This window comes from Streptomyces sp. PsTaAH-124, from assembly GCF_000373685.1.
Lineage (GTDB): Bacteria > Actinomycetota > Actinomycetes > Streptomycetales > Streptomycetaceae > Streptomyces > Streptomyces andamanensis.
In genome coordinates this window covers 194,827-220,112 of the sequence record NZ_KB892208.1, presented here as the reverse complement: position 1 = coordinate 220,112, position 25,286 = coordinate 194,827, and the positions used below count along the sequence as shown (strand labels likewise).

The 25,286-nt window shown below is 70.3% G+C and carries 25 protein-coding genes; 12 read left to right on the top strand and 13 right to left on the bottom strand.

The features are described 5' to 3' along the window. Window positions 1-123: 123 nt before the first annotated feature. The 4 genes from B086_RS0136550 (at window position 124) to B086_RS0136535 (ending at window position 6,550) form a co-directional block, all read left to right on the top strand. On the top strand, window positions 124-3,954 hold the full coding sequence (locus B086_RS0136550; protein WP_018571401.1) for a multifunctional oxoglutarate decarboxylase/oxoglutarate dehydrogenase thiamine pyrophosphate-binding subunit/dihydrolipoyllysine-residue succinyltransferase subunit: 3,831 nt from the start codon (window positions 124-126) through the stop codon (window positions 3,952-3,954). Window positions 3,955-4,084: 130 nt separating this feature from the next. Beyond that, on the top strand, window positions 4,085-4,267 hold the full coding sequence (locus B086_RS0136545; RefSeq protein WP_018571400.1) for a DUF6104 family protein: 183 nt from the start codon (window positions 4,085-4,087) through the stop codon (window positions 4,265-4,267). 332 nt (window positions 4,268-4,599) lie between these two features. Then, window positions 4,600-5,505, top strand: coding sequence for a DUF4097 family beta strand repeat-containing protein (locus tag B086_RS41610; protein ID WP_018571399.1), 906 nt, complete (start codon window positions 4,600-4,602; stop codon window positions 5,503-5,505). A 1-nt stretch (window position 5,506) separates the two neighbouring features. Further along, window positions 5,507-6,550: a PadR family transcriptional regulator gene (locus B086_RS0136535; protein WP_018571398.1), complete on the top strand. Its 1,044-nt coding sequence runs from the start codon at window positions 5,507-5,509 to the stop codon at window positions 6,548-6,550. A 77-nt stretch (window positions 6,551-6,627) separates the two neighbouring features. On the opposite strand, the gene B086_RS0136530 is transcribed toward B086_RS0136535, so the two are convergent. The 4 genes from B086_RS0136530 to B086_RS0136515 all read right to left on the bottom strand — a co-directional run bounded on the left by B086_RS0136530 (window position 6,628) and on the right by B086_RS0136515 (window position 9,933). Further along, window positions 6,628-7,206 carry a Clp protease N-terminal domain-containing protein gene (locus B086_RS0136530; protein WP_018571397.1) on the bottom strand — a complete coding sequence of 193 codons (579 nt, stop codon included), beginning with the start codon at window positions 7,204-7,206 and terminating at the stop codon, window positions 6,628-6,630. After that, entirely contained in the window at window positions 7,206-7,415 is a 210-nt protein-coding gene (locus B086_RS0136525) for a helix-turn-helix domain-containing protein (protein WP_018571396.1), read from the bottom strand. Before B086_RS0136525 ends, B086_RS0136530 begins: the two co-directional genes overlap by 1 nt. A 135-nt stretch (window positions 7,416-7,550) precedes the next feature. After that, on the bottom strand, window positions 7,551-8,516 hold the full coding sequence (locus tag B086_RS0136520; RefSeq protein ID WP_018571395.1) for a zinc-binding dehydrogenase: 966 nt from the start codon (window positions 8,514-8,516) through the stop codon (window positions 7,551-7,553). 193 nt (window positions 8,517-8,709) lie between these two features. Further along, window positions 8,710-9,933, bottom strand: a complete 1,224-nt coding sequence (locus tag B086_RS0136515; RefSeq protein WP_018571394.1) for an NAD(P)-dependent malic enzyme — start codon at window positions 9,931-9,933, stop codon at window positions 8,710-8,712. A gap of 546 nt (window positions 9,934-10,479) precedes the next feature. On the opposite strand from B086_RS0136515, the gene B086_RS0136510 reads away from it, so the two are divergent. Genes B086_RS0136510 through B086_RS0136500 form a run of 3 tightly spaced genes read left to right on the top strand, consistent with a single transcriptional unit; the run spans window position 10,480 to window position 13,219 of the window. Next, window positions 10,480-11,448: an ABC transporter substrate-binding protein gene (locus B086_RS0136510; RefSeq protein WP_018571393.1), complete on the top strand. Its 969-nt coding sequence runs from the start codon at window positions 10,480-10,482 to the stop codon at window positions 11,446-11,448. Window positions 11,449-11,480: 32 nt separating this feature from the next. Beyond that, window positions 11,481-12,416 carry an amino acid ABC transporter permease gene (locus B086_RS0136505; protein WP_018571392.1) on the top strand — a complete coding sequence of 312 codons (936 nt, stop codon included), beginning with the start codon at window positions 11,481-11,483 and terminating at the stop codon, window positions 12,414-12,416. A 50-nt stretch (window positions 12,417-12,466) separates the two neighbouring features. Further along, window positions 12,467-13,219 (top strand): amino acid ABC transporter ATP-binding protein, encoded by a 753-nt coding sequence (locus B086_RS0136500; protein WP_026253153.1) that lies wholly within the window; start codon window positions 12,467-12,469, stop codon window positions 13,217-13,219. 84 nt (window positions 13,220-13,303) lie between these two features. On the opposite strand, the gene B086_RS0136495 is transcribed toward B086_RS0136500, so the two are convergent. Then, on the bottom strand, window positions 13,304-14,080 hold the full coding sequence (locus tag B086_RS0136495) for a class I SAM-dependent methyltransferase (protein WP_018571390.1): 777 nt from the start codon (window positions 14,078-14,080) through the stop codon (window positions 13,304-13,306). A 98-nt stretch (window positions 14,081-14,178) separates the two neighbouring features. Here B086_RS0136495 and B086_RS0136490 point away from each other — a divergent pair, with 98 nt between their 5' ends. Then, the gene (locus B086_RS0136490) at window positions 14,179-14,808 is read left to right on the top strand and encodes a CGNR zinc finger domain-containing protein (RefSeq protein ID WP_018571389.1); all 630 of its coding nucleotides are present in this window, start codon (window positions 14,179-14,181) and stop codon (window positions 14,806-14,808) included. On the opposite strand, the gene sodX is transcribed toward B086_RS0136490, so the two are convergent. Continuing rightward, window positions 14,712-15,146, bottom strand: coding sequence for a nickel-type superoxide dismutase maturation protease (gene sodX, locus B086_RS0136485; RefSeq protein ID WP_018571388.1), 435 nt, complete (start codon window positions 15,144-15,146; stop codon window positions 14,712-14,714). The two genes, B086_RS0136490 and sodX, sit on opposite strands and share 97 nt — an antisense overlap. Before the next feature lie 145 nt (window positions 15,147-15,291). On the opposite strand from sodX, the gene sodN reads away from it, so the two are divergent. Continuing rightward, window positions 15,292-15,687 carry a superoxide dismutase, Ni gene (gene sodN, locus B086_RS0136480; RefSeq protein WP_018571387.1) on the top strand — a complete coding sequence of 132 codons (396 nt, stop codon included), beginning with the start codon at window positions 15,292-15,294 and terminating at the stop codon, window positions 15,685-15,687. 7 nt (window positions 15,688-15,694) lie between these two features. Here sodN and B086_RS0136475 read toward each other — a convergent pair whose 3' ends face one another. Both B086_RS0136475 and B086_RS0136470 read right to left on the bottom strand, forming a co-directional pair. Beyond that, a complete protein-coding gene (locus B086_RS0136475; RefSeq protein WP_018571386.1) occupies window positions 15,695-16,849 on the bottom strand; it encodes a tyrosine-type recombinase/integrase in 1,155 nt (384 codons plus the stop codon). A gap of 21 nt (window positions 16,850-16,870) precedes the next feature. Further along, the gene (locus B086_RS0136470) at window positions 16,871-17,374 is read right to left on the bottom strand and encodes a helix-turn-helix domain-containing protein (RefSeq protein WP_018571385.1); all 504 of its coding nucleotides are present in this window, start codon (window positions 17,372-17,374) and stop codon (window positions 16,871-16,873) included. A 121-nt stretch (window positions 17,375-17,495) separates the two neighbouring features. Here B086_RS0136470 and B086_RS0136465 point away from each other — a divergent pair, with 121 nt between their 5' ends. Beyond that, a complete protein-coding gene (locus B086_RS0136465) occupies window positions 17,496-17,690 on the top strand; it encodes a helix-turn-helix transcriptional regulator (protein WP_018571384.1) in 195 nt (64 codons plus the stop codon). Between the two features lie 966 nt (window positions 17,691-18,656). Here B086_RS0136465 and B086_RS46310 read toward each other — a convergent pair. Beyond that, entirely contained in the window at window positions 18,657-19,070 is a 414-nt protein-coding gene (locus B086_RS46310) for a DUF2378 family protein (RefSeq protein WP_420712618.1), read from the bottom strand. A gap of 751 nt (window positions 19,071-19,821) precedes the next feature. Here B086_RS46310 and B086_RS0136455 point away from each other — a divergent pair. Together B086_RS0136455 and B086_RS0136450 are read left to right on the top strand one after the other, a co-directional pair. Beyond that, window positions 19,822-20,373: a hypothetical protein gene (locus tag B086_RS0136455; RefSeq protein ID WP_018571382.1), complete on the top strand. Its 552-nt coding sequence runs from the start codon at window positions 19,822-19,824 to the stop codon at window positions 20,371-20,373. Next, the gene (locus B086_RS0136450; RefSeq protein ID WP_018571381.1) at window positions 20,363-22,057 is read left to right on the top strand and encodes a relaxase/mobilization nuclease domain-containing protein; all 1,695 of its coding nucleotides are present in this window, start codon (window positions 20,363-20,365) and stop codon (window positions 22,055-22,057) included. The genes B086_RS0136455 and B086_RS0136450 overlap by 11 nt, the downstream gene beginning before the upstream one ends. A gap of 50 nt (window positions 22,058-22,107) precedes the next feature. On the opposite strand, the gene B086_RS0136445 is transcribed toward B086_RS0136450, so the two are convergent. The 4 genes from B086_RS0136445 to B086_RS0136430 form a co-directional block, all read right to left on the bottom strand. Further along, on the bottom strand, window positions 22,108-22,686 hold the full coding sequence (locus tag B086_RS0136445; protein ID WP_018571380.1) for a hypothetical protein: 579 nt from the start codon (window positions 22,684-22,686) through the stop codon (window positions 22,108-22,110). Window positions 22,687-22,713: 27 nt separating this feature from the next. Further along, window positions 22,714-23,406: a class I SAM-dependent methyltransferase gene (locus B086_RS0136440; protein WP_018571379.1), complete on the bottom strand. Its 693-nt coding sequence runs from the start codon at window positions 23,404-23,406 to the stop codon at window positions 22,714-22,716. 1 nt (window position 23,407) lies between these two features. Beyond that, entirely contained in the window at window positions 23,408-24,316 is a 909-nt protein-coding gene (locus B086_RS0136435) for a phosphotransferase (protein ID WP_018571378.1), read from the bottom strand. An 82-nt stretch (window positions 24,317-24,398) separates the two neighbouring features. Beyond that, on the bottom strand, window positions 24,399-25,148 hold the full coding sequence (locus B086_RS0136430) for a hypothetical protein (RefSeq protein ID WP_018571377.1): 750 nt from the start codon (window positions 25,146-25,148) through the stop codon (window positions 24,399-24,401). Window positions 25,149-25,286 lie beyond the last annotated feature (138 nt).

Here is a 25,286-nt window from a genome sequence, read left to right as displayed (position 1 = left end):
CACAGCTTTCGATGTGACTTACGCGACGATGAACCGGCTCGACCTGACCTTCACGGTCTTGGAGGCGTAGCCTTTATTCCCGCTGTCCATCACCTTGTGAAGCGGAAGAGGGCGGTTGCCGCCGTGTCGCCACAGTCCCCCAGTAACTCGAGCATCTCCACCGAGACCGACCAAGCCGGGAAGAACCCCGCGGCCGCGTTCGGTGCCAACGAGTGGCTCGTCGACGAGATCTATCAGCAGTACCTCCAGGACCCGAACTCGGTAGACCGTGCCTGGTGGGACTTCTTCGCCGATTACAAGCCGGGAGCCGCCGCCGCTGCCTCCACGGCTCCGGCGGGTACCGCGGCCGCGGGGGCCGCGGGCACCACCACGGCGCCCCAGGCGGCGCCCGCCGCCCCGGCGGCCCCGGCGAAGCCCGCGCAGGCCCCGGCCGCGCCCGCCGCCGCACACCCCGCCGCTCCGGCGCAGCCCGCCCCGGCCCCCGCCCCGGCGAAGCCCGCCGCGCAGGCCCCGGCCCCCGCGAAGGCCGCCCCGGCCCCCGCGAAGCCGGCGCCCGCCAAGGCGGAGCCCGCCGCCGAGGCACCGGCCGGTCCCGAGTTCGTGACGCTGCGCGGCCCCTCCGCCGCGGTCGCCAAGAACATGAACGCCTCCCTGGAGCTGCCCACGGCCACGTCCGTGCGCGCCGTCCCGGTGAAGCTGCTGTTCGACAACCGCATCGTCATCAACAACCACCTCAAGCGGGCCCGCGGCGGGAAGATCTCCTTCACGCACCTCATCGGCTACGCGATGGTCCAGGCCATCAAGGCCATGCCCTCGATGAACAACTCGTTCGCCGAGAAGGACGGCAAGCCGACCCTGGTCAAGCCGGACCACATCAACCTCGGTCTCGCCATCGACCTGGTCAAGCCCAACGGCGACCGCCAGCTCGTCGTCGCGGCGATCAAGAAGGCCGAGACGCTGAACTTCTTCGAGTTCTGGCAGGCCTACGAGGACATCGTCCGCCGCGCCCGCGACGGCAAGCTGACGATGGACGACTTCACCGGCGTCACCGTCTCCCTCACCAACCCCGGCGGCCTCGGCACGGTCCACTCCGTGCCGCGTCTGATGCCCGGCCAGTCGGTGATCATGGGCGTCGGCTCCATGGACTACCCGGCGGAGTTCCAGGGCACCAGCCAGGACACCCTGAACAAGCTCGGCATCTCCAAGGTCATGACGCTCACGTCGACCTACGACCACCGGGTGATCCAGGGCGCCGCCTCCGGCGAGTTCCTGCGTGTCGTCGCCAACCTGCTGCTCGGCGAGAACGGCTTCTACGACGAGATCTTCGAGGCACTGCGCATCCCCTACGAGCCGGTCCGCTGGCTCAAGGACATCGACGCCAGCCACGACGACGACGTCACCAAGGCCGCCCGCGTCTTCGAGCTGATCCACTCCTACCGGGTCCGCGGCCACGTCATGGCCGACACCGACCCGCTGGAGTACCAGCAGCGCAAGCACCCCGACCTGGACATCACCGAGCACGGGCTCACCCTGTGGGACCTGGAGCGCGAGTTCGCCGTCGGCGGCTTCGCCGGCAAGTCGATGATGAAGCTGCGCGACATCCTCGGCGTGCTGCGCGACTCGTACTGCCGCACGGTCGGCATCGAGTTCATGCACATCCAGGACCCCAAGCAGCGCAAGTGGATCCAGGACCGCGTGGAGCGCCCGCACTCCAAGCCGGAGCGCGAGGAGCAGCTGCGCATCCTGCGCCGGCTGAACGCCGCGGAGGCCTTCGAGACCTTCCTCCAGACGAAGTACGTCGGCCAGAAGCGCTTCTCCCTGGAGGGCGGCGAGTCCGTCATCCCGCTGCTCGACGCGGTCCTCGACTCGGCCGCCGAGTCGCGCCTGGACGAGGTCGTCATCGGCATGGCCCACCGCGGCCGGCTGAACGTGCTCGCCAACATCGTCGGCAAGTCGTACGCGCAGATCTTCCGCGAGTTCGAGGGCAACCTCGACCCGAAGTCGATGCACGGCTCCGGCGACGTGAAGTACCACCTGGGCGCCGGGGGCACCTTCACCGGCCTGGACGGCGAGCAGATCAAGGTCTCGCTGGCCGCGAACCCCTCCCACCTGGAGACGGTCGACCCGGTCATCGAGGGCATCTCCCGCGCCAAGCAGGACATCATCAACAAGGGCGGCACGGACTTCACCGTGCTGCCGGTGGCGATCCACGGCGACGCGGCCTTCGCGGGCCAGGGCGTGGTGGCCGAGACCCTGAACATGTCGCAGCTGCGCGGCTACCGCACCGGCGGCACGGTCCACATCGTCATCAACAACCAGGTCGGCTTCACCGCGGCGCCCGAGTCCTCGCGCTCCTCGATGTACGCCACCGACGTGGCCCGCATGATCGAGGCCCCGATCTTCCACGTCAACGGCGACGACCCCGAGGCCGTCGTGCGCGTGGCGCGGCTCGCCTTCGAGTTCCGCCAGGCGTTCAACAAGGACGTGGTGATCGACCTCATCTGCTACCGCCGCCGCGGTCACAACGAGTCGGACAACCCGGCCTTCACCCAGCCGCTGATGTACGACCTGATCGACAAGAAGCGCTCGGTGCGCAAGCTCTACACCGAGTCCCTGATCGGTCGCGGCGACATCACGCTGGAAGAGGCCGAGCAGGCGCTCCAGGACTACCAGGGGCAGCTGGAGAAGGTCTTCACCGAGGTCCGCGAGGCCACCTCGCAGCCGGCCGTCCCGCAGTCCCCGGACCCGCAGGCCGGCTTCCCGGTGCGGGTGAGCACCGCGATCTCCGCCGAGGTCGTCAAGCGGATCGCCGAGTCCCAGGTCAACATCCCCGACCACTTCACCGTCCACCCGCGCCTGCTGCCGCAGCTCCAGCGCAGGGCGGCGATGGTCGAGGACGGCACCATCGACTGGGGCATGGGCGAGACCCTGGCCATCGGCTCGCTGCTGCTGGAGGGCGTCCCGGTCCGGCTGTCCGGCCAGGACTCCCGCCGCGGCACCTTCGGCCAGCGCCACGCGGTGCTGATCGACCGCGAGACCGGCGAGGACTACACCCCGCTGCTGTACCTGGCCGACGAGCAGGCCCGCTACAACGTCTACGACTCGCTGCTCTCCGAGTACGCGGTCATGGGCTTCGAGTACGGCTACTCGCTGACCCGCCCGGACGCGCTGGTGATGTGGGAGGCCCAGTTCGGCGACTTCGCCAACGGCGCCCAGTCGGTCATCGACGAGTACATCTCGGCCGCCGAGCAGAAGTGGGGCCAGACCTCCGGCGTCACGCTGCTGCTGCCGCACGGCTACGAGGGCCAGGGCCCGGACCACTCCTCGGCCCGCATCGAGCGCTACCTCCAGCTGTGCGCGCAGAACAACATGACGGTCGCGATGCCGACCCTGCCGTCGAACTACTTCCACCTCCTGCGGTGGCAGGTGCACAACCCGCACCACAAGCCGCTGGTGGTCTTCACCCCGAAGTCGATGCTGCGCCTGAAGGCCGCCGCCTCGAAGACGGAGGAGTTCACGACGGGCGAGTTCCGCCCGGTCATCGGCGACGACTCGGTCGACCCGAGCGCCGTGAAGAAGGTCGTCTTCTGCGCGGGCAAGGTCTACTACGACCTCGACGCCGAGCGGAAGAAGCGCGGCGCGACGGACACGGCGATCATCCGCATCGAGCGCCTGTACCCGCTGCCGGGTGCCGAGCTCCAGGCGGAGATCAAGAAGTACCCGAACGCCGAGAAGTACCTGTGGACGCAGGAGGAGCCGGCGAACCAGGGTGCCTGGCCGTTCATCGCGCTCAACCTGATCGACCACCTGGACCTGGCGGTCGGCGCGGACGTGCCGCACAGCGAGCGGCTGCGCCGTATCTCGCGTCCGCACTCCTCCTCCCCGGCCGTGGGTTCCGCCAAGCGGCACCAGGCCGAGCAGGAGCAGCTGGTGCGCGAGGTGTTCGAGGCGTGAGCGCGTCCGCGGGGCCCCGCCGCCCCGCGGTTCGCGCCTGAGTGCCTGAGTGCCTGACCGGGCCGCATCCCCTCGCCGGGGGTGCGGCCCGGCCGTTTCCGCGGCCCCGCGGCGCCCTATCCTTGACCGCATGTACTTCACCGACCGTGGCATCGAAGAGCTGGAGAAGAGGCGGGGCGAGGAGGAGGTCACCTTCGAGTGGCTCGCCGAGCAGCTGCGGACCTTCGTCGACCTCAACCCGGACTTCGAGGTCCCGGTCGAGCGGCTGGCGACCTGGCTGGCGCGGCTGGACGACGACGAGGACGAGGAGTAGGTGCACAGCCTGCCCTGCCTCGCAGGCGCAGGCTTTCGAGCGGGGACCGGCTGTGGCCGGACCGGACGGGCGCCCCTTCGGGGGCGCCTTCCGCGTTTCCGGGAGGCCGCCTGTCGCGTTTCGGGGAGGCGCCCTGTCGCGTTTCCGGGAGGCGCCCTGTCGCGTTTCACGGTGTGTCTTGACTTTCCGTGTCCGCGATATATCGTGTCTAGGGAAGGACGCGATATGGCGTGTCGCGAGTCGCGCCGGTCGCGCCCGTCACGTCGTCGTTTCGGTCCCGTCTCCGGTCCTGCCGTCCCGCGTGGTCCGGTCCGTCCCAGGAGGTCTGCACCATGTCCGAGTGGTCCGTGGGCGAGCCCACCAAGCTCACCTTCGACGAGCCCCCGACCGAGCTGAACGTCCGCATCGTCCACGGCACGGTCAACGTCGTGGGCACGGACGACGGTTCCGCCCGCCTGGAGGTGTCCCGGATCGAGGGGCCGCCCCTGATCGTCACCCAGCGCGGCAACACCCTGACCGTGGCCTACGAGGACCTGCCCTGGAAGGGCTTCCTCAAGTGGCTCGACCGCAAGGGCTGGCAGCGCAGCGCCGAGATCTCCCTGGCCGTGCCGGCGAGCACCCGGGTCGAGGTCGGCGTGGTCGGCGCCGCCGCCATGGTCTCCGGCATCGACGGGCTCACCGAGGTGAAGGGCGTCACCGGCGACACCACGCTGGTCGGCGTCACCGGCCCGGTCCGCGCGGACACCGTCTCGGGGAACGTGGAGGCGCAGGCCCTCTCCGGTGACCTCCGCTTCAAGTCGGTCTCCGGCGACCTCACCCTGGTCGAGGGCTCCGGCTCCTCGGTCCGGGCGGACTCGGTGAGCGGGTCGATGATCGTCGACCTCGACCGGGTGGCCTCCCCGACCGACATCAGCCTGACCAACGTCTCCGGTGAGATCGCGATCCGCCTCCCCCACCCCGCGGACGCGGAGGTGGAGGCCAACACCGCGAGCGGCGCGGTCTCCAACGCCTTCGAGGACCTGCGCGTCAGCGGCCAGTGGGGTGCCAAGCGGATCACCGGCACGCTGGGCACGGGCCGGGGCCGGCTGAAGGCGACCACCGTCTCCGGTTCCATCGCCCTGCTGCGCCGCCCGCCCGCCGAGGAGGGCGCCTGGGACCCCGAGCCCGGCGACAGCGGCACACCCGACGGACCGACCGACGGACCGACCCCCGGCCCGACCGACAAGAAGGTGCTCTGACATGCCTCCCGTCTTCGCCCACGGCCGCCTTCGTCTGTATCTGCTCAAGCTCCTCGACGAGGCCCCCCGCCATGGATACGAGGTGATCCGCCTCCTGGAGGAGCGCTTCCAGGGGCTGTACGCGCCCTCGGCGGGCACCGTCTACCCCAGGCTGGCCAAGCTGGAGGCCGAGGGCCTGGTCACCCACACCACCGAGGGCGGCCGGAAGGTGTACGCGATCACCGACGCGGGCCGCGCCGAGCTGGCCGACCGCAGTGGCGAGCTGGCCGACCTGGAGCTGGAGATCCGCGAGTCGGTCGCCGAGCTGGCCGCCGAGATCCGGGCCGATGTGCGCGGTGCCGCGGGCGACCTGCGGCGCGAGATGCGCGCGGCGGCCTCCCAGGCCCGGCAGGGCGCGACAGGCGGCGCGTCCGCCCCGGGCGGCGACAGCGCGGCGGACGACAAGGAGTCCTGGCGGGCCGCCAAGGAGGAGATGCGCCGGGTCAAGCAGGAGTGGAAGGAGCAGGCACGGCGTGCCAAGGACGAGAGCCGCCGGGCGCGCGAGGAGGCGCAGCGGGCCAGGCGCCAGGCCAAGGAGGCCCAGGAGCGGGCGCGGGAGCAGGCGCAGGAGGAGTTCCAGCGCATCGCCCGCCGGGTCCAGGACCAGGTGCAGGACCACTTCGCGCGCGGCGACTGGCCGACCGGGGTGCGCGAGGGCCTGACCGAGCTGACCAAGGAGTTCGGCGACTTCGGCAAGGAGTTCGGCAAGGGGCTGGCCAAGGACTTCGGTTTCGGCGCCCCGGCCGGGGGCGGTCCGGCGCACCGCCCCGAGTACTCCGAGACCCCGAAGGAGTTCCCCGCCGTCTACGAGCCGTCCTGGGCGCACGACCACTCCACGGGCGATCCGGCCCGTGATCTGGACCGGCTCCTGGACCGCTTCCGCGACGACATCCGGGACGCGGCCCGCGACCACGGCGTCACCACCGACCAGGTCGACGCCGCCCGTCGCCATCTGTCGGCGGCGGCGGCGCACATCGGGGCGGTGCTGCGCGGCCCGAAGGTCTGAGACACCGGGCGCGCCCGCGCCGTGGAGGCGGGCGCGGGCGGCGGGCGCGGGCGGCGTGCGGCGGACGCGCGGCGCGGTCAGCCGGCCGCCCGCGCGCCGTCCTCCCCCTCGCCCTCGCCGTACAGCACCCGGGTCAGCGCCGTGTAGGTCACACCGTGGTCGGCGAGGAGCTCGCAGGGCACTCCGGGGCGGGCGGCCAGGGCGAGCAGGAGGTGCTCGTCGCCGATGCGCCGGTCACGGCGGGCCACCGCCATGCGCAGCGCCTTCTCCAGGGCCCTCTTGGCGTCGCGGCTGAAGGGGCGGCGCCCCGACCACCAGCCCTCGTCGTCCCGGTCCCCCGACATGGCCCCGACGCCGTGCGCCGCCTCCACCCGGGAGACGATCGCCAGGACGTCGATGCCCAGGTCGGCGAGGGCGTCGGTGTCGGCGCGGGAGAGACCGGCGCGCCGCCGGGCCTCGCCCAGTTCCCGGCGTACGTCCTCCTTGTGCGCGTCCAGTCCGAGCGCGGCGAGGGCGAAAGAGGCGCGGCTCCCCTCGCGGTCCAGCAGGGCGAGCAGCAGATGCTCGGCGTCCACGGACCGCGCGCCGCCGCTCTCGGCGTGTCCGACCGCCCCTCGCACGACGGCGCGGGCGTCCTCGGTGAACCGTTCGAACATCACTGCCTCCCGTACTTCTTGTGCACAGCCTGCCTGCTGACGCCGAGTTCGGCGGCGATCTCCTGCCACGACCAGCCCTGGTTGCGCGCGCTGCGCACCTGCACCGCCTCCAGCTGCTCCAGCAGCCGGCGCAGCGCGGCGACGGCCCGCAGCCCGACCCGCGGGTCGCGGTCACCGGCGCGTTCGGCGAGATCCGTTGCTTCGGTCATGATGTCAACGTACGTTGACAGCCGTGCCGTGTCAACCGCAGTTGACGGAAGGGGTCCGGGCACACGAACGGCGGGCCCGGAACCCGGACCCGCCGCCATGCCGCCCCCAGGGGCGGAAGGAACCACGGAAGGAACTCAGGAGGTGGTGAGCACGATCTTGCCGAACTGCCCGCCGGACTCCATCCGTTCGAAGCCCTCGCGGGCCCGCTCCAGCGGAAGCACCTCGTCGATGACCGGGCGCACGCCGGTGGTGGCGCAGAAGGAGAGCAGGTCCTCCAGCTCGTCCTTGGTGCCCATGGTCGAGCCGACCACCTTCAGCTCCAGGAAGAAGATGCGGGTCAGCTCGGCGTGCGAGGGACGGTCGCCGCTGGTGGCGCCGGAGATGACGAGGGTGCCGCCGGGCCGCAGCGACTTCACCGAGTGGGACCAGGTGGCCGCGCCGACGGTCTCGATCACCGCGTCCACCCGCTGCGGCAGCCGGGCGCCCGGCTCCAGCGCCTCCACGGCACCGAGCTCCAGCGCCCGCTTGCGCTTGCCCTCGTCACGGCTGGTCGCGAAGACCTTGAGCCCGGCCGCCCGGCCGAGCACGATCGCGGCCGTGGCGACCCCGCCGCCGGCGCCCTGCACCAGCACGGAGTCCCCAGGCCGCACCCCGGCGTTGGTGAAGAGCATCCGGTACGCGGTGAGCCAGGCCGTGGGCAGGCAGGCGGCCTCCTCGAAGGAGAGCCCCCTGGGCTTGGGCAGCAGGTTCCAGGTGGGCACGGAGACCTGTTCGGCGAAGGTGCCCGGGTAGCGCTCGGTCAGGATCGAGCGGGGCTCGGCCGGACCGACGCCGTGCCCGCTCTGGCCGATCACGGAGTGCAGGACGACCTCGTTGCCGTCCGCGTCGACCCCGGCGGCGTCACAGCCGAGGATCATGGGCAGCCTGTCCTCGGACAGGCCCACGCCCTTGAGGGACCAGAGGTCGTGATGGTTCAGGGAGGCGGCCCTGACGTCGACGGTGCTCCAGCCGGGGCGGGCCTCGGGGGCCGGGCGCTCCCCCGTCTCCAGACCGTTCAGCGGCCGGTCGCGGTCGATTCGGGCGGCGTAGACAGCGAACATGACCCTGACGATAGGGGCGGCCCGGACCCGGCGGAACCACGCGGTGCTGTGACACACGCCCTCTTGCCAACGGGCGCCGCCGGGCGGCGGACACCCGCGCGCCCACGGGAACGCGAAGCGGCCCCGCCCGGAAGGGGGCGGGGCCGCTTCGATCACGCCGGACCGCGGGCCCGGGTCGGATCGGCTGCCGGGCTCAGCGCCGGGCCACGCCCTCCGCGCGCGCCGCCGCCGCGACGGCCGCCGTCACGGCCGGGGCGACCCGCTCGTCGAACGGCGAGGGGATCACGTAGTCCGCGGCGAGGTCGTCGCCGACGACCCCGGCGAGCGCCTCGGCCGCCGCGATCTTCATGCCCTCGGTGATCCGCGACGCCCGCACCTGGAGCGCACCGGCGAAGATGCCGGGGAACGCCAGGACGTTGTTGATCTGGTTGGGGAAGTCGGACCGTCCGGTGGCCACGACCGCCGCGTACTTGCTCGCGACGTCCGGGTGGACCTCCGGGTTCGGGTTGGCCATGGCGAAGACGAAGGCGCCCTTCGCCATCGAGGCCACCGCGGTCTCGGACACCGTGCCGCCGGAGACGCCGATGAAGACGTCGGCGCCGGACAGCGCGTCCTCCAGGGAGCCGCTGAGGCCCGCCTTGTTGGTGAACTCGGCCAGCTCCCGCTTGACCGGGGTGAGGTCCGCCCGGTCCGCGGAGACGATGCCCTTGCGGTCGGCCACCGCGACATCGCCGATGCCGGCCTCCACCAGCATCTTGGCGATGGCGACACCGGCCGCGCCCGCGCCCGAGATCACGGCGCGCAGCTCACCGATGCCCCGGCCGCTGAGCCGGGCCGCGTTGCGCAGCGCGGCCAGCGTGACGACCGCGGTGCCGTGCTGGTCGTCGTGGAAGACCGGGATGTCCAGGCGCTCCTGGAGCTTGCGCTCGATCTCGAAGCACCGGGGCGCCGAGATGTCCTCCAGGTTCACCCCGCCGAAGGAGGGCGCGAGGCGCGCCACGGTCTCGACGATCTCGTCGGCGTCGGTGCAGTCCAGGGCGATCGGCACCGCGTCCACGCCGCCGAACTGCTTGAACAGGATCGCCTTCCCCTCCATCACCGGAAGGGAGGCTTCGGGGCCGATGTCCCCGAGACCGAGCACGGCCGTGCCGTCGGTCACGACGGCGACCACGGACGATTTCCACGTGTAGTCGTGGACCAGTTCCGGCTGCTCGGCGATCGCGGTGCACACCCGCGCCACGCCGGGCGTGTAAGCCAGGGACAGGTCGTCCTTGTCACGGACGGGAACGGTGGCCTGCACGGCCATCTTCCCGCCCCGGTGCAGCGCGAAAGCCGGGTCGAAGGAATCCAGCGGCTCTGCCCCGCCGTCCTGATCCGTACTGCTGTCGCTGCGAGGATTGACGATCTCCGCTGCCACTTGGTTTTACCCCTTAATTGTTCATGGTTTGAGGGTGGCCACTCCTGGTGAGGGGTGGGCGGGACCGCGCACAGCCCGTGAGTGATGCGTGCGTGCCGTACGCGACGGGCGCGCCGCACACGCACCCTGAGCCCCGGATGAGGGGTGTAAAGAACCTTCTTACCGGACGGATGGCGTCGGCGACGAGTCCATAACGCCAAGGTCACATGACGACGGCGTGACACGTGGCCCAATATGGGGACAAGTCCTCGCCGAACCCTTGACAAGACCTCGAATTCGCCCATAAGCCGTCCGCCGCCGAGGTGCCGGCCGGGCCGGGCCGGAGATTCTCCGGCCGGAAGAAGTCATTCCCGTCGAAGGTCCGGTCCAGCGGATCGGCCGGTCGGGCTCCGCGGATCACCCGTTATCCGATTTTGACATCGGGATTGCCCTGAACGGCGCAGTCCGAATGGCAAGATGCGTCAATCACACGAGGTCGCGACACCCGAAGGTGTGTGTTCTCGTCGACCCATCGGCATCTCCACCCATCCGCCGGAGGAATCCACCATGACCGCACGCTCCACCCGTCGTACGACCGCCGCGCACTCCCGTCTGGCCGCGGCGGGCGCGATCGCGGTCGCAGGCGCCCTGCTGCTCACCGGCTGCGGTGACCAGACCAAGGACAAGGACAAGGACACGTCCTCGGGGAACTCCTCCTCCGCGAACTCCGCGCCGCTCGCCGCCAAGCTCCCGGCGGCGATCCGCGACAAGGGTGTCGTCAAGGTCGGTTCGGACATCGCCTACGCGCCGGTCGAGTTCAAGGACAAGTCCGGCACGGTCGTCGGGCTCGACCCCGATGTCGCCGCGGCGCTCGGCAAGCAGCTCGGGGTGACCTTCGAGTTCGAGAACGGCACCTTCGACGCCCTGCTCACCGGCATCCGCTCCAGCCGCTACGACATCGCGATGTCGGCGATGACGGACAACAAGAGCCGCCAGGACGGTGTCGACCCGACCACGGGCAAGAAGGTCGGCGAAGGGGTCGACTTCGTCGACTACCTGACCGCCGGTGTCTCCATCTACACGCGTAAGGGCGACACGGAGAACATCACCTCCTGGTCCGACCTGTGCGGCAAGAAGATCGCGCTGGAGCGCGGCACCGTCTCGCAGGACCTCGCCAAGGCCGAGGCGAAGAAGTGTCCGAGCGGCAAGAAGCTCACCATCGAGGCGTTCGACGACGACCAGCAGGCCCAGACCCGCCTGCGCTCGGGCGGCGTGGACGCGGCCTCCTCCGACTTCCCGGTCGCCGCGTACGCGGTGAAGACCTCGGGCGGCGGCAAGGACTTCCAGGTCGTCGGCGAGCAGGTCGAGGCGGCCCCGTACGGCATCGCCGTCGGCAAGAGCAACACCCAGCTGCGCGACGCCCTCCAGGCCGCGATGAACGCGATCATCAAGAGCGGCGAGTACCAGAAGATCCTGGAGAAGTGGGGCGCCCAGGACGGCGCCGTCAAGGAGTCCGTCGTCAACGGCGGCAAGTGACCGCGCCGAGCGGCCGCTGAGAGGCGACATCCGTGACTGCTGACATCGACAAGACGGCCGGGCCCGGCGACGCGCCCGCCACCGGCCCCCAGCCCGTCAAGGCCATCCCCGTGAGGCACTACGGGCGCTACGTCACCGCGCTCGTCGCGATCGCCGCCCTGGCCGCGATCATCTACGCGTTCGGCCAGGGCAAGATCAACTGGCACGCCGTGCCGGACTACTTCTTCGACGACCGGATCACCACCGGCGTCGGCAAGACCCTCCTGCTGACGGTCCTGTCGATGCTCATCGGCATCGTCGGCGGCATCGTCCTCGCGGTGATGCGCCTTTCCAAGAACCCGGTGACCTCGGCGATCGCCTGGTTCTACATCTGGTTCTTCCGCGGCACCCCGGTCCTGGTCCAGCTGTTCCTCTGGTTCAACCTCGGCCTGGTCTTCGAGTACGTCAACCTGATGCCGTTCTACAAGGACTACTGGTCGAACTTCATGACGCCGCTGCTGACGGCGCTGCTCGGCCTGGGTCTGAACGAGGCGGCGTACATGGCGGAGATCTGCCGCGCCGGCCTGCTCGCCGTCGACGAGGGCCAGACCGAGGCGGCCCACGCGCTGGGCATGAGCCACGGCAAGACCCTGCGGCGCATCGTCATCCCGCAGGCGATGCGGGTGATCGTGCCGCCGACCGGCAACGAGGTCATCAACATGCTGAAGACGACCTCCCTGGTGGCGGCCGTCCAGTATCCGGAGCTGTTCCGCTACGCCCAGGACATCGGACAGGTCTCCGGCGCCCCGGTGGAGATGTACTTCCTCGCCGCGGCCTGGTACCTGATCATGACCTCGGTGCTGAGCGTGGGCCAGTACTACATCGAGCGGTACTACGCCCGCGGCTCCAGCCGCAGCCTGCCGGCCACGCCCTGGCAGAAGGTCCGAGCACATCTGACGTCCTTCTCCAGCAGGAAGGTCACGGCATGACCGACAAGCTCACCAAGCAGGACCTCGCCGCGCCCGGCACCGGCGTGGCGATGGTGAAGGCCGAGGGCGTGCACAAGTCCTTCGGCCAGGTCGAGGTGCTCAAGGGCATCGACCTGGAGGTCAGGGCGGGCGAGGTGTTCTGCCTCATCGGCCCCTCCGGCTCCGGCAAGTCGACGTTCCTGCGCTGCATCAACCACCTGGAGAAGATCAACGCGGGCCGGCTCTGGGTCGACGGCGAGCTGGTCGGCTACCGCCAGCACGGCGACAAGCTCTACGAGCTGCGCGACCGCGAGGTCGCCATGAAGCGCCGCGACATCGGCATGGTCTTCCAGCGCTTCAACCTGTTCCCGCACATGACCGCCCTGGAGAACGTCATCGAGGCGCCGGTCCAGGTCAGGGGCGTGAACCGGGGTGAGGCCCGGGACCGTGCGGTGCAGCTGCTGGAGCGGGTGGGCCTGGCCGACCGCGCGGGGCACTACCCCTCGCAGCTCTCCGGCGGCCAGCAGCAGCGCGTGGCCATCGCCCGCGCGCTGGCCATGGACCCCAAGCTGATGCTGTTCGACGAGCCGACCTCGGCGCTCGACCCCGAGCTGGTCGGCGACGTCCTCGACGTCATGCGCGACCTCGCCGAGTCCGGGATGACGATGGTCGTCGTCACCCACGAGATGGGCTTCGCCCGCGAGGTCGGCGACAGCCTGGTCTTCATGGACGAGGGCGTGGTGGTCGAGTCCGGGCATCCGCGCGAGGTGCTGACCGACCCGCAGCACGAGCGGACGCGCTCGTTCCTGTCGAAGGTGCTGTAGCCCCGCCGTACGGCGCACATGTGTGAGGGGCGGTACGGGTTCGTCCCGTACCGCCCCTCACACATGTGCGCGCCGCGGCCCGCGCTACTTCAGGGCCAGCAGCAGGGTGTCCGACGGCGAGCACCACACCGGGCGGGCCTCGGCGAAGCCCTTCTCGCGCAGCACGCGCGCGTGCCAGGCGGCGGAGGGCATGTCGCCGTCGGCGTGCTCCCCGTAGATCTCGAAGCGGCGGGCGGTCGGCCCGGCCAGCACCGGGTCCTCCGCGGCCACCTGCCACCAGGCCGCCCAGTCCAGGGCGCCCTCCTCCTTGGCGCGTTCCATGCGCTCGTGGCGCTGGGCGCGCTCGGCCGCGTTGATCCGGGGCGTCGACTCGTCGATCATGTGGTCCGCGTTCATGAAGACACCACCGTCGCGGACGAGTCCCGCGACCTGACCGTAGAGGGCGGCGAGGGGTTCGCTGTGCAGCCAGTGCAGGGCCGTGGCGGTCAGCACGGCGTCGTAGGAGCCGTACGGCAGCTTCGCCGTCCAGTCGGGGTCCTTCAGATCGGCGGTCACGAAGGAGACCCGCTCGTCACCCGCGAAGGTGCCCTCGGCGATGGCCAGGAGCGCCGGGTCGAGGTCGACGCCCGTGCTGGTGGCCGCCGGGAAGCGGTCGAGCAGGCGGGCGGTGATGGTGCCGGTGCCGCAGGCCAGGTCCAGGACCCGCGGCGCGGCGCCGACCAGGGCCTCCACCATGTCGAGCATGATGCGGAAGCGGTCCTCGCGGTCGGGCATGTACCACTCCTGCTGCCGGTCCCAGCTCTCCTGCCAGGCCCGCCAGTCGGTGCCCGCCGCCGTGACGTCCGTGCCCGTGCCGGTCATCGCCGTCTCCCTCACTCAGGTCGCGTAATACCCTGGAACCACGACCGGCTGTTACCGACCGCACCCAAGACCATAGAGTGCCCTCGTAAGGACTACAAGTGGAACTGGCCTATTACTCGGACTACGCCGTACGTCTCGTCAACAGCGAGGAACCGGGGCGCGGCAAGGACGTCCTGACCTCGGTGGAGGCGGTCCGCGACCTCTTCGGCGCCAACGGCTCGGCGGCCCGGCGCGCCACCGAGGCCGACGTCACGCGCTTCCGCTCGGTCCGGGGGCGGCTGCGGTCGGTCTTCGAGGCGGCCGACCAGGGCGACGAGACGCTGGCGGTGGCCCTGCTGAACTCACTGCTGCTGGAGTTCCCGGTGAGCCCGCAGATCTCCGGGCACGACCACCGCGACGAGGACGGCCGGCCGCTGTGGCACATGCACCTGGCCGACCACCCGTCCAACGCCACCGCCGGCTACGCGGCGATCGCGGCCATGGGCCTGGCCTTCCACCTCACCGAGTACGGCGTGGACCGCCTCGGCCTGTGCGAGGCCGCGCCCTGCCGCAACGCCTATCTGGACACCTCGACCAACCGCTCCCGCCGCTACTGCTCCGACCGCTGCGCCACCCGCGCCAACGTGGCCGCCTACCGGGCCCGCAAGCGCCTGGAGGCCGACCGGTCGGCGAGCACGGGCCTGACCGCCGACAGCGCCCAGCGCACCAGCGCCAGCGGCGAGCGCTGACCCTCCCGGCGCGGCCGGTAGCGCAGCCACACCCTGCCCAGCACCAGATCCTCGGGCACCGTGCCGTAGTCGGTGCTGTCCCCGCCCGCGTACGCGTTGTCGCCCAGCACCCACCAGCCGCCCTCGCGGCGCTCCGCCGCCCGCTTGACGACGAGCAGGTCCTGCTGGAACGGATGGCGCAGCACGATCACCTCCCCCGCGCGGACCCGGGCCCCGTACTGCACCACCAGCCGGTCCCCGTGGTGCAGCGTGGGCACCATGGACGGACCGGTCACCTCGGCCAGCCCGAAGGGCAGCACAGCGCCTCCGCGCTCGGTCTCCTGCAACAGCTCCGGCATCCCCGGCACCTCCCCGGTCCGTTCCTCCACCAGTCCCAGTCTGACCCTGGACTTTTGTCCTAAGCCCCTGGGGGCACCCGCGAAAACAGGCTTTGCAGGGAGTAATGTCCCCCCTGAGAAGACGATCACGAGGAAGGAATGCTCCATGCTTTCCCGCCTGTTTGCCCCCAAGGTCAAGGTCAGCGCGCACTGCGACCTGCCCTGCGGTGTGTACGACCCCGCCCAGGCCCGCATCGAGGCGGAGTCGGTGAAGGCCGTCCAGGAGAAGATGGCCGGCAACGACGACCCGCACTACCAGGCCCGCGCCACGGTCATCAAGGAGCAGCGCGCCGAGCTGGCCAAGCACCACGTCTCCGTGCTCTGGAGCGACTACTTCAAGGCCCCGCACTTCGAGAAGTACCCCGAACTGCACCAGCTGGTCAACGACACGCTGAAGGCCCTCTCCGCCGCCAAGGCCTCCACCGACCCGGCGACGGGCCAGAAGGCGCTGGACCACATCGCCCAGATCGACAAGATCTTCTGGGAGACGAAGAAGGCTTGATCTTGAATCATGCCGTCTGACCTGCGGTTTCCTTGATCGCACGGTCTTCCGGTCCGCACCCGGTCCGCAGGCCGCCGAGCACGGCGTCTATGACGGACCGGGTGCGGTCTTCTTCACCCGGCCACAGGTGGGCGTAGATCCGCAGCGTGATGACGGCGGACGCGTGGCCGAGGACCAGCTGGACCTGCTTGACGCTCGCTCCGCCGGCGATGAGCGCAGAGGCGAAGAAGTGCCGCAGGTCGTGGGTCACAATGTGCGGCAGCTCGACGGGCTTGCGGCCCTCGCGCTCGGCTGCCTCGTTCTCCGCTGCTTGGAGCGTCCTGCGAGCGCAGTTCCACTCCGTCTTCCAGCGGCGGTAGTTGAGCGGCTCTCCCTCCTCCATCGTGAACAGCCACTCCCTGGAGGGGCGTGCCGCGAGGTGCGTGAGGAGAGCGTCCGTGACGACCTCGCCGACCGGGACCGTACGCCGGGACTTGGCGGTCTTCGGCGGGCCAATCTTCCCCGACTGGAGGCGCTGACGGTCGACGCGGATAGCGCCCGCCTTGAAGTCGACATCCGACACCTTGAGGCCGAGCAACTCGCCTATTCGCAAGCCTGATCGGGCAAGTGTGACAATCGCCGCACGGATGTACGGCGGCATGACTCGGGCCATGGCCTCGACCTGGGCGACCGTGGGCGGGGTGACCTCCTCGTCCGGCATGGGCGGGAGGATGATCCGGCGGCACGGACTGGAGGCGATGACCTTGTCCTCCACGGCTGCGGTCATGAGGCGTACGAGGACGTCGTAGATGTTGCGCACGCTGCCGGGGCCAAGCAGCTCGGACAGGCTCTTGAAGAGCACCTGGAGGTCGTTGCGGCGTATCGCCGCCATGGCACGGGAGCCGAGCGCCGGGACGAGGTGGAGCCGGAGCGCGTTGTCGGTGATGCGCTCGCCCGCCTCGCTGGCGATGAGCGACTCCTCCCACTTCTTCGCGTACTTCTCGAACGTGATCCGTCCGGCACGGGGGTCGACGTACTGGCCCGTGACGATGCTGGCCGTGGCCTCGTCGAGCCAGCGCTGGGCGTCGATCTTGCGGTCGAAGTGGCGGGCGTGCTCCTTACCGTCAAGGTCTCGGTAGCGGGCCCGCCATTTGCCATTGGGGCGCTTCTGAATGTTCGCCAAGTGGCTTCTCCCTTGGGTTGGCTATCGGTGGTAGCCGCCGCCCTCGATGTGCTCGGTGAGGGTGCGGGCGTCGCGCTCGTCGCCCATGAGGCGAAGGCACTGTTCGTGGATGGCCCGTGAGCTGTCCGGGTGGGCCTGGATGTGCTCTGCGATGCCGACAACGGCGTGGTGCAGGCGGTCTTCTGCGTCGCGTGTCTCGTAGTACGCCTCGACGGCTTCCTGGACGAGCCGTCTGCTGTTGAGGTCCAGCCCTTCCAGCGGCGGGGACATCAGCTCTTCGAGGGGCAGCTCGAAGACGCGGGCGAAGGCGAGGGCTTCGTCGACGTTGATACGGCGGCGTGGGGTGCCGTTCTCGATGCGCCAGACGGCGGTCTGGTTCATCTTGACGCCGGCCTTGGACACCCGGTCCGCCAGCTCGATCGTGCTCCATCCCCTGACTTCGCGCTCCAGCGCCACCCGCGCGGCGATGTTGCCCTCGCTGTAGAGCAGCGGCACCTCACCGCCGTCGGCCTTGTCGCCTGCCATCGAACCTCCATCCCGACCGTTGCTTTCCCAATTGAAACACACGCTTGCCGATTTGGTTGACCGGCGATCGTTCGGGTACAACCTATGCAGATCGGATTGCCGACTAGTCGATTGGGAATGCATGCGATACCTGACCACCACCGAGGTCGCCGAGCGCTACCGCACAGCGGAGAGCACAGTCCGCTACTGGCGCCAGATCGAGAAGGGCCCGCGCGGCATCAAGATCGGCAAGCGGGTGCTGTACCCCGAGGCCGAGCTGCTGCGCTACGAGCGGGCGCTGATCGAGGGCCGAGACGAGTGGGGTCTGGCCTCCTGAGCCGCCGGAGGCCCGGGACACGGAAACGGCCCTCGGCGCGCCAACGCCGAAGGCCGGAGAGTCCCCCGCACACCGCCCATCCCTGAACGAACAAGCCGACGAGGGGCTGGACCTTGCCCGTCCTGCCCCTCGTCTGAGAGGAACGTCTATGGAGGACTCTACGTCCCCCACCAACCCGAACACGGTCCCCAAGGTCAACTGGCCCGAGGTCGCGGTCCCCGGCCAAGGTGTCCCCGGACGCCGCGAAGACGAGCATTCTGCTGCTGCGGCATCAGGGGACCGTCCCCGCGATACATCCGGTCCCCTGTCGGCGCGAACCACGGTCCCCATATCCAATTCCGTTGGAGACGTGCAGGTCAGTGGCATCGGCACGCCAACGGGGACCGGTCCCCAAGACTCTGGAGTTGCCCCAGGGGACCGCAGTGGGGACCGGGACAGCGGCCGTCACCTGCCGCTGGGGACCGACGTCCCCGGGGAGCCGGCCGAGCAACAAGAGATCGCAGCCACCGATGGCGGGACACGTACCGGCGGCCATGAAGGCGCCGGTGCTCAGGTAGCCGCTGACGGGGTCGCGCTGCTGGACGAGTTGCGGGCAGCGATCGGCAAGTACGTGGTGCTGCCCAGCGAGGAGGCGCTGACCGCTGTCACCCTGTGGGTGACGGCCACGCACATCCAGACGGCTCTGCAGCATGCTCCGCGTCTGGCGGTGGTGAGCCCGACGAAGGGGTGCGGCAAGTCCCGGGTTCTGGATGTGCTCCACGAGATCGTGCACCAGCCGATGATGACGGTGAACACCTCCCCGGCGGTCATCTTCCGGGTCATCGGCAAGAACCCGCCTACCCTGCTGGTGGACGAGGCGGACACCATCTTCGGCCCCAAGGCGAGCGGTGACAGTGAGATCCTGCGCGGCCTGCTGAATGCCGGGCACCAGCGCAACCGGCCCGCGTGGCGGATCTCCGGTCCGGATCACAAACCGACTCCGTTCCCCACCTTCGCCATGGCTGCCATCGCGGGGATCGGCGACCTGCCGGACACGGTCATGGATCGGGCGGTCGTTCTGCGGATGCAGAAGCGTAAGCCGGGCGAAAAGGTCACCCTGTTCCGCTCCCGGTATTCGGTGCCGGAACTCAACGCGCTGCGTGACCGGCTGACCGCCTGGCTGGGTCCCCTGCGCGGACAGGCTGCCCGAATGGTGCCGCAGATGCCGGTGGAAGACCGGGCAGCGGACACCTGGGAGCCGCTGGTCATCATCGCCGACCTGGCAGGCGGCCAGTGGCCCGCCCAGGCTCGTGCCGCCTGCCTGGCCATGACCCGCCACGAGGCGGCCCAGGACGAACAGAGCAGCCTGAAGACGCGGCTCCTGCGCGACATCCACCGCATCTTCGCGCAGGCGGACAACCCCGAGGCCCTGGCTACCCAGGATCTGGTCGCCGCTCTGATCCAGGACGCCGAGGCCCCGTGGGCGGAGCACGGCACCAAAGGGCTGAACGCCTACCACCTGAGCAACCTGCTGCGGGACTTCAACATCAGCCCGGCCAACTACCGGTTCGACAAGGGCAGGCAGGCCAAGGCGTACATGCGCAACCGGTTCCTGGACGCCTGGGCCCGCAACTGCCCGGACCTCGTCAGGGCCGCACCCGAGCCCGAACACGGCGCCGCCCCCGCCCGCATGCCGCAGGGCAGGCCGCCCGCCGCCCCGACCGGGACGCTGCCTGTCGGCCCGCCCGGTGGCCCCGCCGGGCCGACGCGCGCTCTCTGATCCCACCGGGGCCCGTATCACTTCGTCGCATCCGTCCCCGCGCAGGTCAGCGCGGGGACGGATTCTGTCGCCGGGACGGAGTTCTCCGTACCTGCCCGGGTGTCCGTACCAGCGCTGACCAGGCATGCGACGGATGCGACGGACGTGACACAGCCCGATCCCCCTCTCCTTCGGAGCACCACCATGCACACCGAGAACGACACGAACTCCTCTTCGTCCCGCCGCTGGGGTTGGTTCAGCCGGGACCGACGAACAGCAGCAAGCTGGAGCGAACGAGCCCCTAAAGGGGCTTCGTCCGCGCTTGCCCCCGCCTCTGGGGTGGCGGAGGGAGAGGGGGCCGGGCGCCAGCGGGCACCCGAGCCTGAGGAGGGGGTGAACGAGCCCCGCACCGCGTCTCCCGCCGACAGCGCCGAGCAGCCAGTCGCCGACTCCAACACCCCACTCGCCAAGCCGTCTGCCCGTCAAGCGCACGCCGCCGTTGAGCAGCCCTCGTGGCGTGAGCCCGACGCCCCCACACTGCCTGCGCGAATGAACCGCAAGCGCACCACCGAGAGACGCGACCAGGAGAAGAAGATCCGCTTTACCCCGACCGCCGTCCGCCTCATCGATGCCGAGGCCAGGCGGCGCCACCAGAAGTTCGCCGGCTTCGTCGGCGACGCCGCCCTCGCCGTCGCGCTCGGCAAGGCGGGCATGGTCGGCAGCCCAGAGGACGACCCCGTCCGCCCTCTGGTGGAGGCCATCGAAGCGCACACCAAGGCGTTGAACCGGATCGGCACCAATCTGAACCAGGTCACGGCAGCCATTCACTCCGGCGCCATACCCGAGCGCGCCGAGGCCGTCCTCGACCGCATTGAGCTGGCCGCCCAGGCCAGTTACGCACTAATGGACCAGCTCCTGGCGGAAACAGCCGGTCATGGTGCCTGACGTCTCCACAGGCTCCAGCACGCTCGGCCTGATCAACTACCTCTTCGGCAAGGGGCGGCGCGACGAGCACACCGACCCCCACATCGTGGCCGCCTGGGACATGGCCGGCGCCCCTGACCCCGGCCGCGACCCCGAGGCCACCTACACCCAGCTCGCCCGGCGCCTGGACCACCACGTCGACCTCCGCACCCGGGAGCTCGGCGGGAAGCAGCCTCCTCAGCATGTGTGGCACTGCCCCGTACGCACCGCGCCCGGCGACCGCTACCTCACCGACGCTGAGTGGGCCGAGGTTGCCCGCCGCGTCGTAGCCGCTACGGGCATCGCCCCCGAGGGAGACGACAAGCCGTGTCGCTGGATCGCAGTCCGGCACGCCGACGACCACATCCACATCCTCGCGACCACCGTCCGCGCCGACGGCCGCCGCCCCCGCACGAACCGGGACGGCTGGCGGGCCCAGCGGGAATGCCGCAAGATCGAGGCCGAGTTCGGGCTGCGCCGCCTGAAGTCCGGCGACCTGACCGCCCCGCGTACCCCGACCGGCGCCGAGCGGGCGAAGGCGGAACGCCAGGGCCGGGAGGAGACCGCGCGGGAGTGGCTGCGCGAGCAGGCATACGCGGTCGCCGCCGCCGTACGCAGCATCGACGAGTACTTCACCGTGCTGCGCTCCCTCGGCATCCAGGTCAAGCCGCGCATCGGCCCCGAGACCGGCGAGGTGACCGGCTACAGCCTGGCCGCGCCCGGCGATACGGCCAACGGCGAGCCGGTCTGGTACGGCGGCTCGAAGCTCGCCCCCGACCTGTCCTACAACCGGCTCTGCGAACGCCTGCCGACCCAGGACGTGGCCGACCGCCCTCAGCAGGTGGCGGACCCTGCCGAACCGTGGCATCGCGCCGAGACCGCCATCCGCGATGCCCAGACGGTCCTCGACTCGGGCGACGACGAGGTGGCCCAAGGCCATGTGGATGCCTTCGGCGACGCCCTCCACAACCTGGCCCTCGCCGCCAACGGCGAGCACCGGGCCGAACTGCAAGCCGCCGCAAAAGCGTTCAACCGCGCCCGCCGCTCGGCGATCCGGGCCGACCACCAGGCCGCCACGGCCTTCCGGGAAGCCGCCAAGGAACTCGCCTACGCCACACATGATCCGGGCGGACTCGCCATTGCCCTGTTCTTCGCCGCGCTCCATCTGGCGCGGGCAGCCGTCAAGTGGCACGAACAACGCGGCCACGAGCAGCAGGCGGCTGCAGCCGAGGCAGCCTTCCGCCATCTGCAGGCGGGTTACCAGCAGGCCGGCGAGCCGGTACTGGCGGATCTCACCCGCCGCGCCCCACGCAACGCCACCGTCCGCCGCTTCGAGCAGGACCTGCGCGCAGCCCTCCCCGACCACGCCGACCGCATCCTCGCCGACCCTGCCTGGTCGGCCCTGACCACAACCCTCGCCCGCGCCGAGACTGCCGGTCACAACCCCCGGCGTCTCTTGGCCGAAGTCGCTGCCCAGCGAGAACTCGACACTGCCGAACAGCCCGCCGAAGTCCTGAACTGGCGCATTGCCGTCCAACCGAACAAGCGAGCACAGGCGGCACGACAGCGAAGCAGCACCACCGGAGCATCCTTTGCGCCCATGACGCCCAAGCCCTCGGTCACGGCGCTGACCTCCAAGTCCGAGGAACGCGGACGGCATCGATAGATGAAGCAGTTGGCTGTCGGCCGGTGCTGACGTCTTGCTCTGTGATCGCGTCAGGCTGCTTCGGCTCCGGACGCAGGAGAGGGATCGCTGGCTCGCAGGTCGGAAAGTCGACCAACCCATCCCATGACCTCAGCCAGGTGCTCGGTTAACAACCCGACGTGGGGATCGGGCTGGACCAGGAGAGTCGCCGCTCCACGCGCCGTGCGCTCTGCTGCCCAGGCGTGGTCGAGGGCGGTGAAGTCATCGTCGACCCAAGCGACAGGTGTGTCGCCCAACCAGACATCGACCTGGTCTCGTTTCCAGAGATAGCCGTTGGGGTGGCTGGTCGTGATCTGTGGACGTGGGAGATCGACGTAGGGCAGAGGCGGGAGACCGAGGAGCGGCCCGATCAGCGTGGTGGCGTCCTGGCGCCAGCTGGTGCACCAGGCGGGGGCGACCAGGCCGGTTAGGATCACGTGCACGAGCAGGGGGCCGTGTGCGGGGTTGAGCCAGATGGTGACCGGGTTGTCGGCACTGCGGCCGGCAGGAACGACATCGTGGCGGTCGTGGGTGGCCGGGGTGCTCCCATCGGCGGCGGGGAAGGGTATGAGGACGCCGTCGACGTCGAGAAGCAAATAGGGCTGGCGCATGAGTTCTCCCTCTGGGTGGGGTGGGGGTCAGAGCTTGCGCGCGGTGATCAGCAGGGTGGTGGGCCAGAGGCCGCGACGGGCGTCATGGAACTCCTGTGCCGAGGTGAGCCAGAGGCCAGCGCGGTCGAGGTGTTTCTCCCAGCGGATGGCGTCGAAGTCCCAGCGGGCGATGGGTAGTCGGGTGCGGTCAGGGAGGGTGACGTAGTCCCGGCGGGGCCGGTCGTCGGTGGTGGGACGCAGGCCGCCGCGCTGGGGGTGGGGGACGGAGAAGGCGAGGGTGCGCCCGGGTTTGAGGTGCTGAGCGATGGCCGGGAGCAGAAGCTCGGGGGCTACCAGGCCGATGGCTCCGAAGACGGAGTAGACGGCGTCGAAGTGTTCGTCGGAGGCTTGCAGGTAGTGCAGGGCGTGTCCGGCGGCGAAGGTCAGGTTGTTGAGCCGGCCGTAGTGCGAGCGGGCTCGGCGAACCTGGAGGCCGACGAGGTCGACGCCGGTGACCTGGGCGCCGTAGCGGGTGGCGAGATGGGCGGCATTGTGGCCGGGGCCGCAGCCGAGTTCCAGCAGCCGCTTGCGGCGCAGGTCCATGCCGAGGATCTCGGCGCCGGGCCCGCTGCCCGGCCGTGTGGTCCATTCCATCCGCGCGGGTACCGACAGCGGCTCGGCGGGGCTGGCCGTGGTGCGCTGGAGGGCGTGGACGTACCAGGGGGATGCCTGGGCGAGCACGTCAGACCTCCAGGAGGTGGAGGACGTCGGTGAGATGGCGGCGTACGGCCTTGAGGTAGGCGGGGTCGGTGGCCGGGTCGTTGATCCAGCGGACGGACTGTTCCATGAACCACTCGACGGCCCACATGCGGTGCCAGCCCAGGGCCCAGTTCTCGGCGGTGAGTCCGCCGCGCGGGGTGAGGGCGTCGGGGGTGCCGCCGGCGGTGACGTACTGCTCCAGGAAGACCCGCAGGCGCAGGGGATCGGGGGTGTCGAGGGTGCCGTGCCAGCTGGCGAGGTCGAGCAGGCCGGGGCCGGTGAAGGCGCGGGCGAAGTCCAGCAGCCGCCAACCGTGTTGGCTGAGGTGGAGGCTGGTGGGGTGGAACTCGGAGTGCACCCATCCGAACGGGTCCACGGTCGTACCAGCCGAGCGTGCCTCGGCGGCCCGGGCAATCCGGTCGAGCGCGTCTTCGACGTCGTCCGTCTCCTGCCAGCGCTCGGCCTTGCGGAGCAGCGCGAGGTGTTCCAGGGCCCGGTTCGGCAGGGTGCAGAGGCGGGACTGGTCGAGAACTGGCAGGGCGGGAGCCGTCCGCGTGCCGTGCAGAACCACGGCCGCGGCGGTGCCGTCGAGGTCGTCGGCGTCACGGACGGCAAGGCCGAAATCCTCCATGAGGATGCCGAGCCAGCCATCGAGGACGGCGGAGGCATGCACCTGCGGCACTGGAACGCCGAGCGTGTGCGCGAGCCGAAGAGCCTGGTCCTCTCTGTCGAAGGGCCGTTTCGCGTACTTGAAGATCGCGGTGCTGGCGTCGGGGAAGGTCAGTCGCTCGACTCCGGACATGGACCACACGCGTACCTCCTCGCGCGCGGCGGTGGTGCAGCCAGCCAGGGTGAGCAGGTTGTCGAGGAGTTCGGCGCTGGGGTTCGTCACGTGGGGGCTCCAAGGAGGTTGAAGGCGTCCGGGGCGGGCGAGAGGTGTCTGCCCGCCCCGGAGCCTGGCGTGCGGTGTGGTGCTACGCGGCAGGGCTCACGCGGTGGGCGTAGACCTGCTCGATCCAGCCGGACTTGAAGGCCGCGAGGTCGTCGCGGAAGGCGGTCATCGACGCACCGTAGGGCGCGATGACGCCACCGGACTGATCTGGCACGGACTGGCAGCCATGAACGAGTCGGCCGCCGAGGGCGGCGTGGGCCTTGATGGACTCGATGCGGCGGTGCTCGTTGAACCAGCCGCCGTGGTAGACCTCGTCGAGCGTCCCGCCCATCTCGTCGTCCAGGTCGAAGACGACGGAGGTGGCGGCCGGGAAGAACCAGCACGGGCCGACGTTGGAGATGTGCCCGTCCAGCTCCACCTTGTTCAGCGCCATCAGCGTGGCCGCCTCGCGCAGCATCTGCAGGTGCTCGCTGGTGATCTGCGGCAGGCCCAGGCTGGCGAGGTGCTCGTCGCGGAAGAGGTACGCGTACACCTCGTATGCGGTGGCCAGCACCTGGGCGGCGTCCGAGGTGGAGGTGGCGTGGGCCTTGATGAAGTCCAGCGCCAGCTGCTCGACCGCGCTCTCTGTGGTCTCCTCCACATCCAGGAGCTGGGATTTGACCAGCTCCCAGTCGGCGACGAGCCAGCTGTTGGACTCGAAGCGGAAGAAGTACTCGGCCGGGTCGATGGTGATGCGCGGGCCGTCGACCTGGATGCCGGGCAGGCGGCTCCAGCGCTCGTCGAACGCCTCGGGCAGTACGACCGTGATGGCCGCGGTGTCGATGGTGGTCACCGTGTCTCCGTCTCTGATCGGCAGGGCACAGGCATGGGAATGCCCGAACCCGGTGTAGGCGTACAGATGTTCGGGGGCCGCCCGGCCGAAGGGGGGAGCCTGGTCACGATGTCGGACCGGGACCGGGCGGCTGATGTT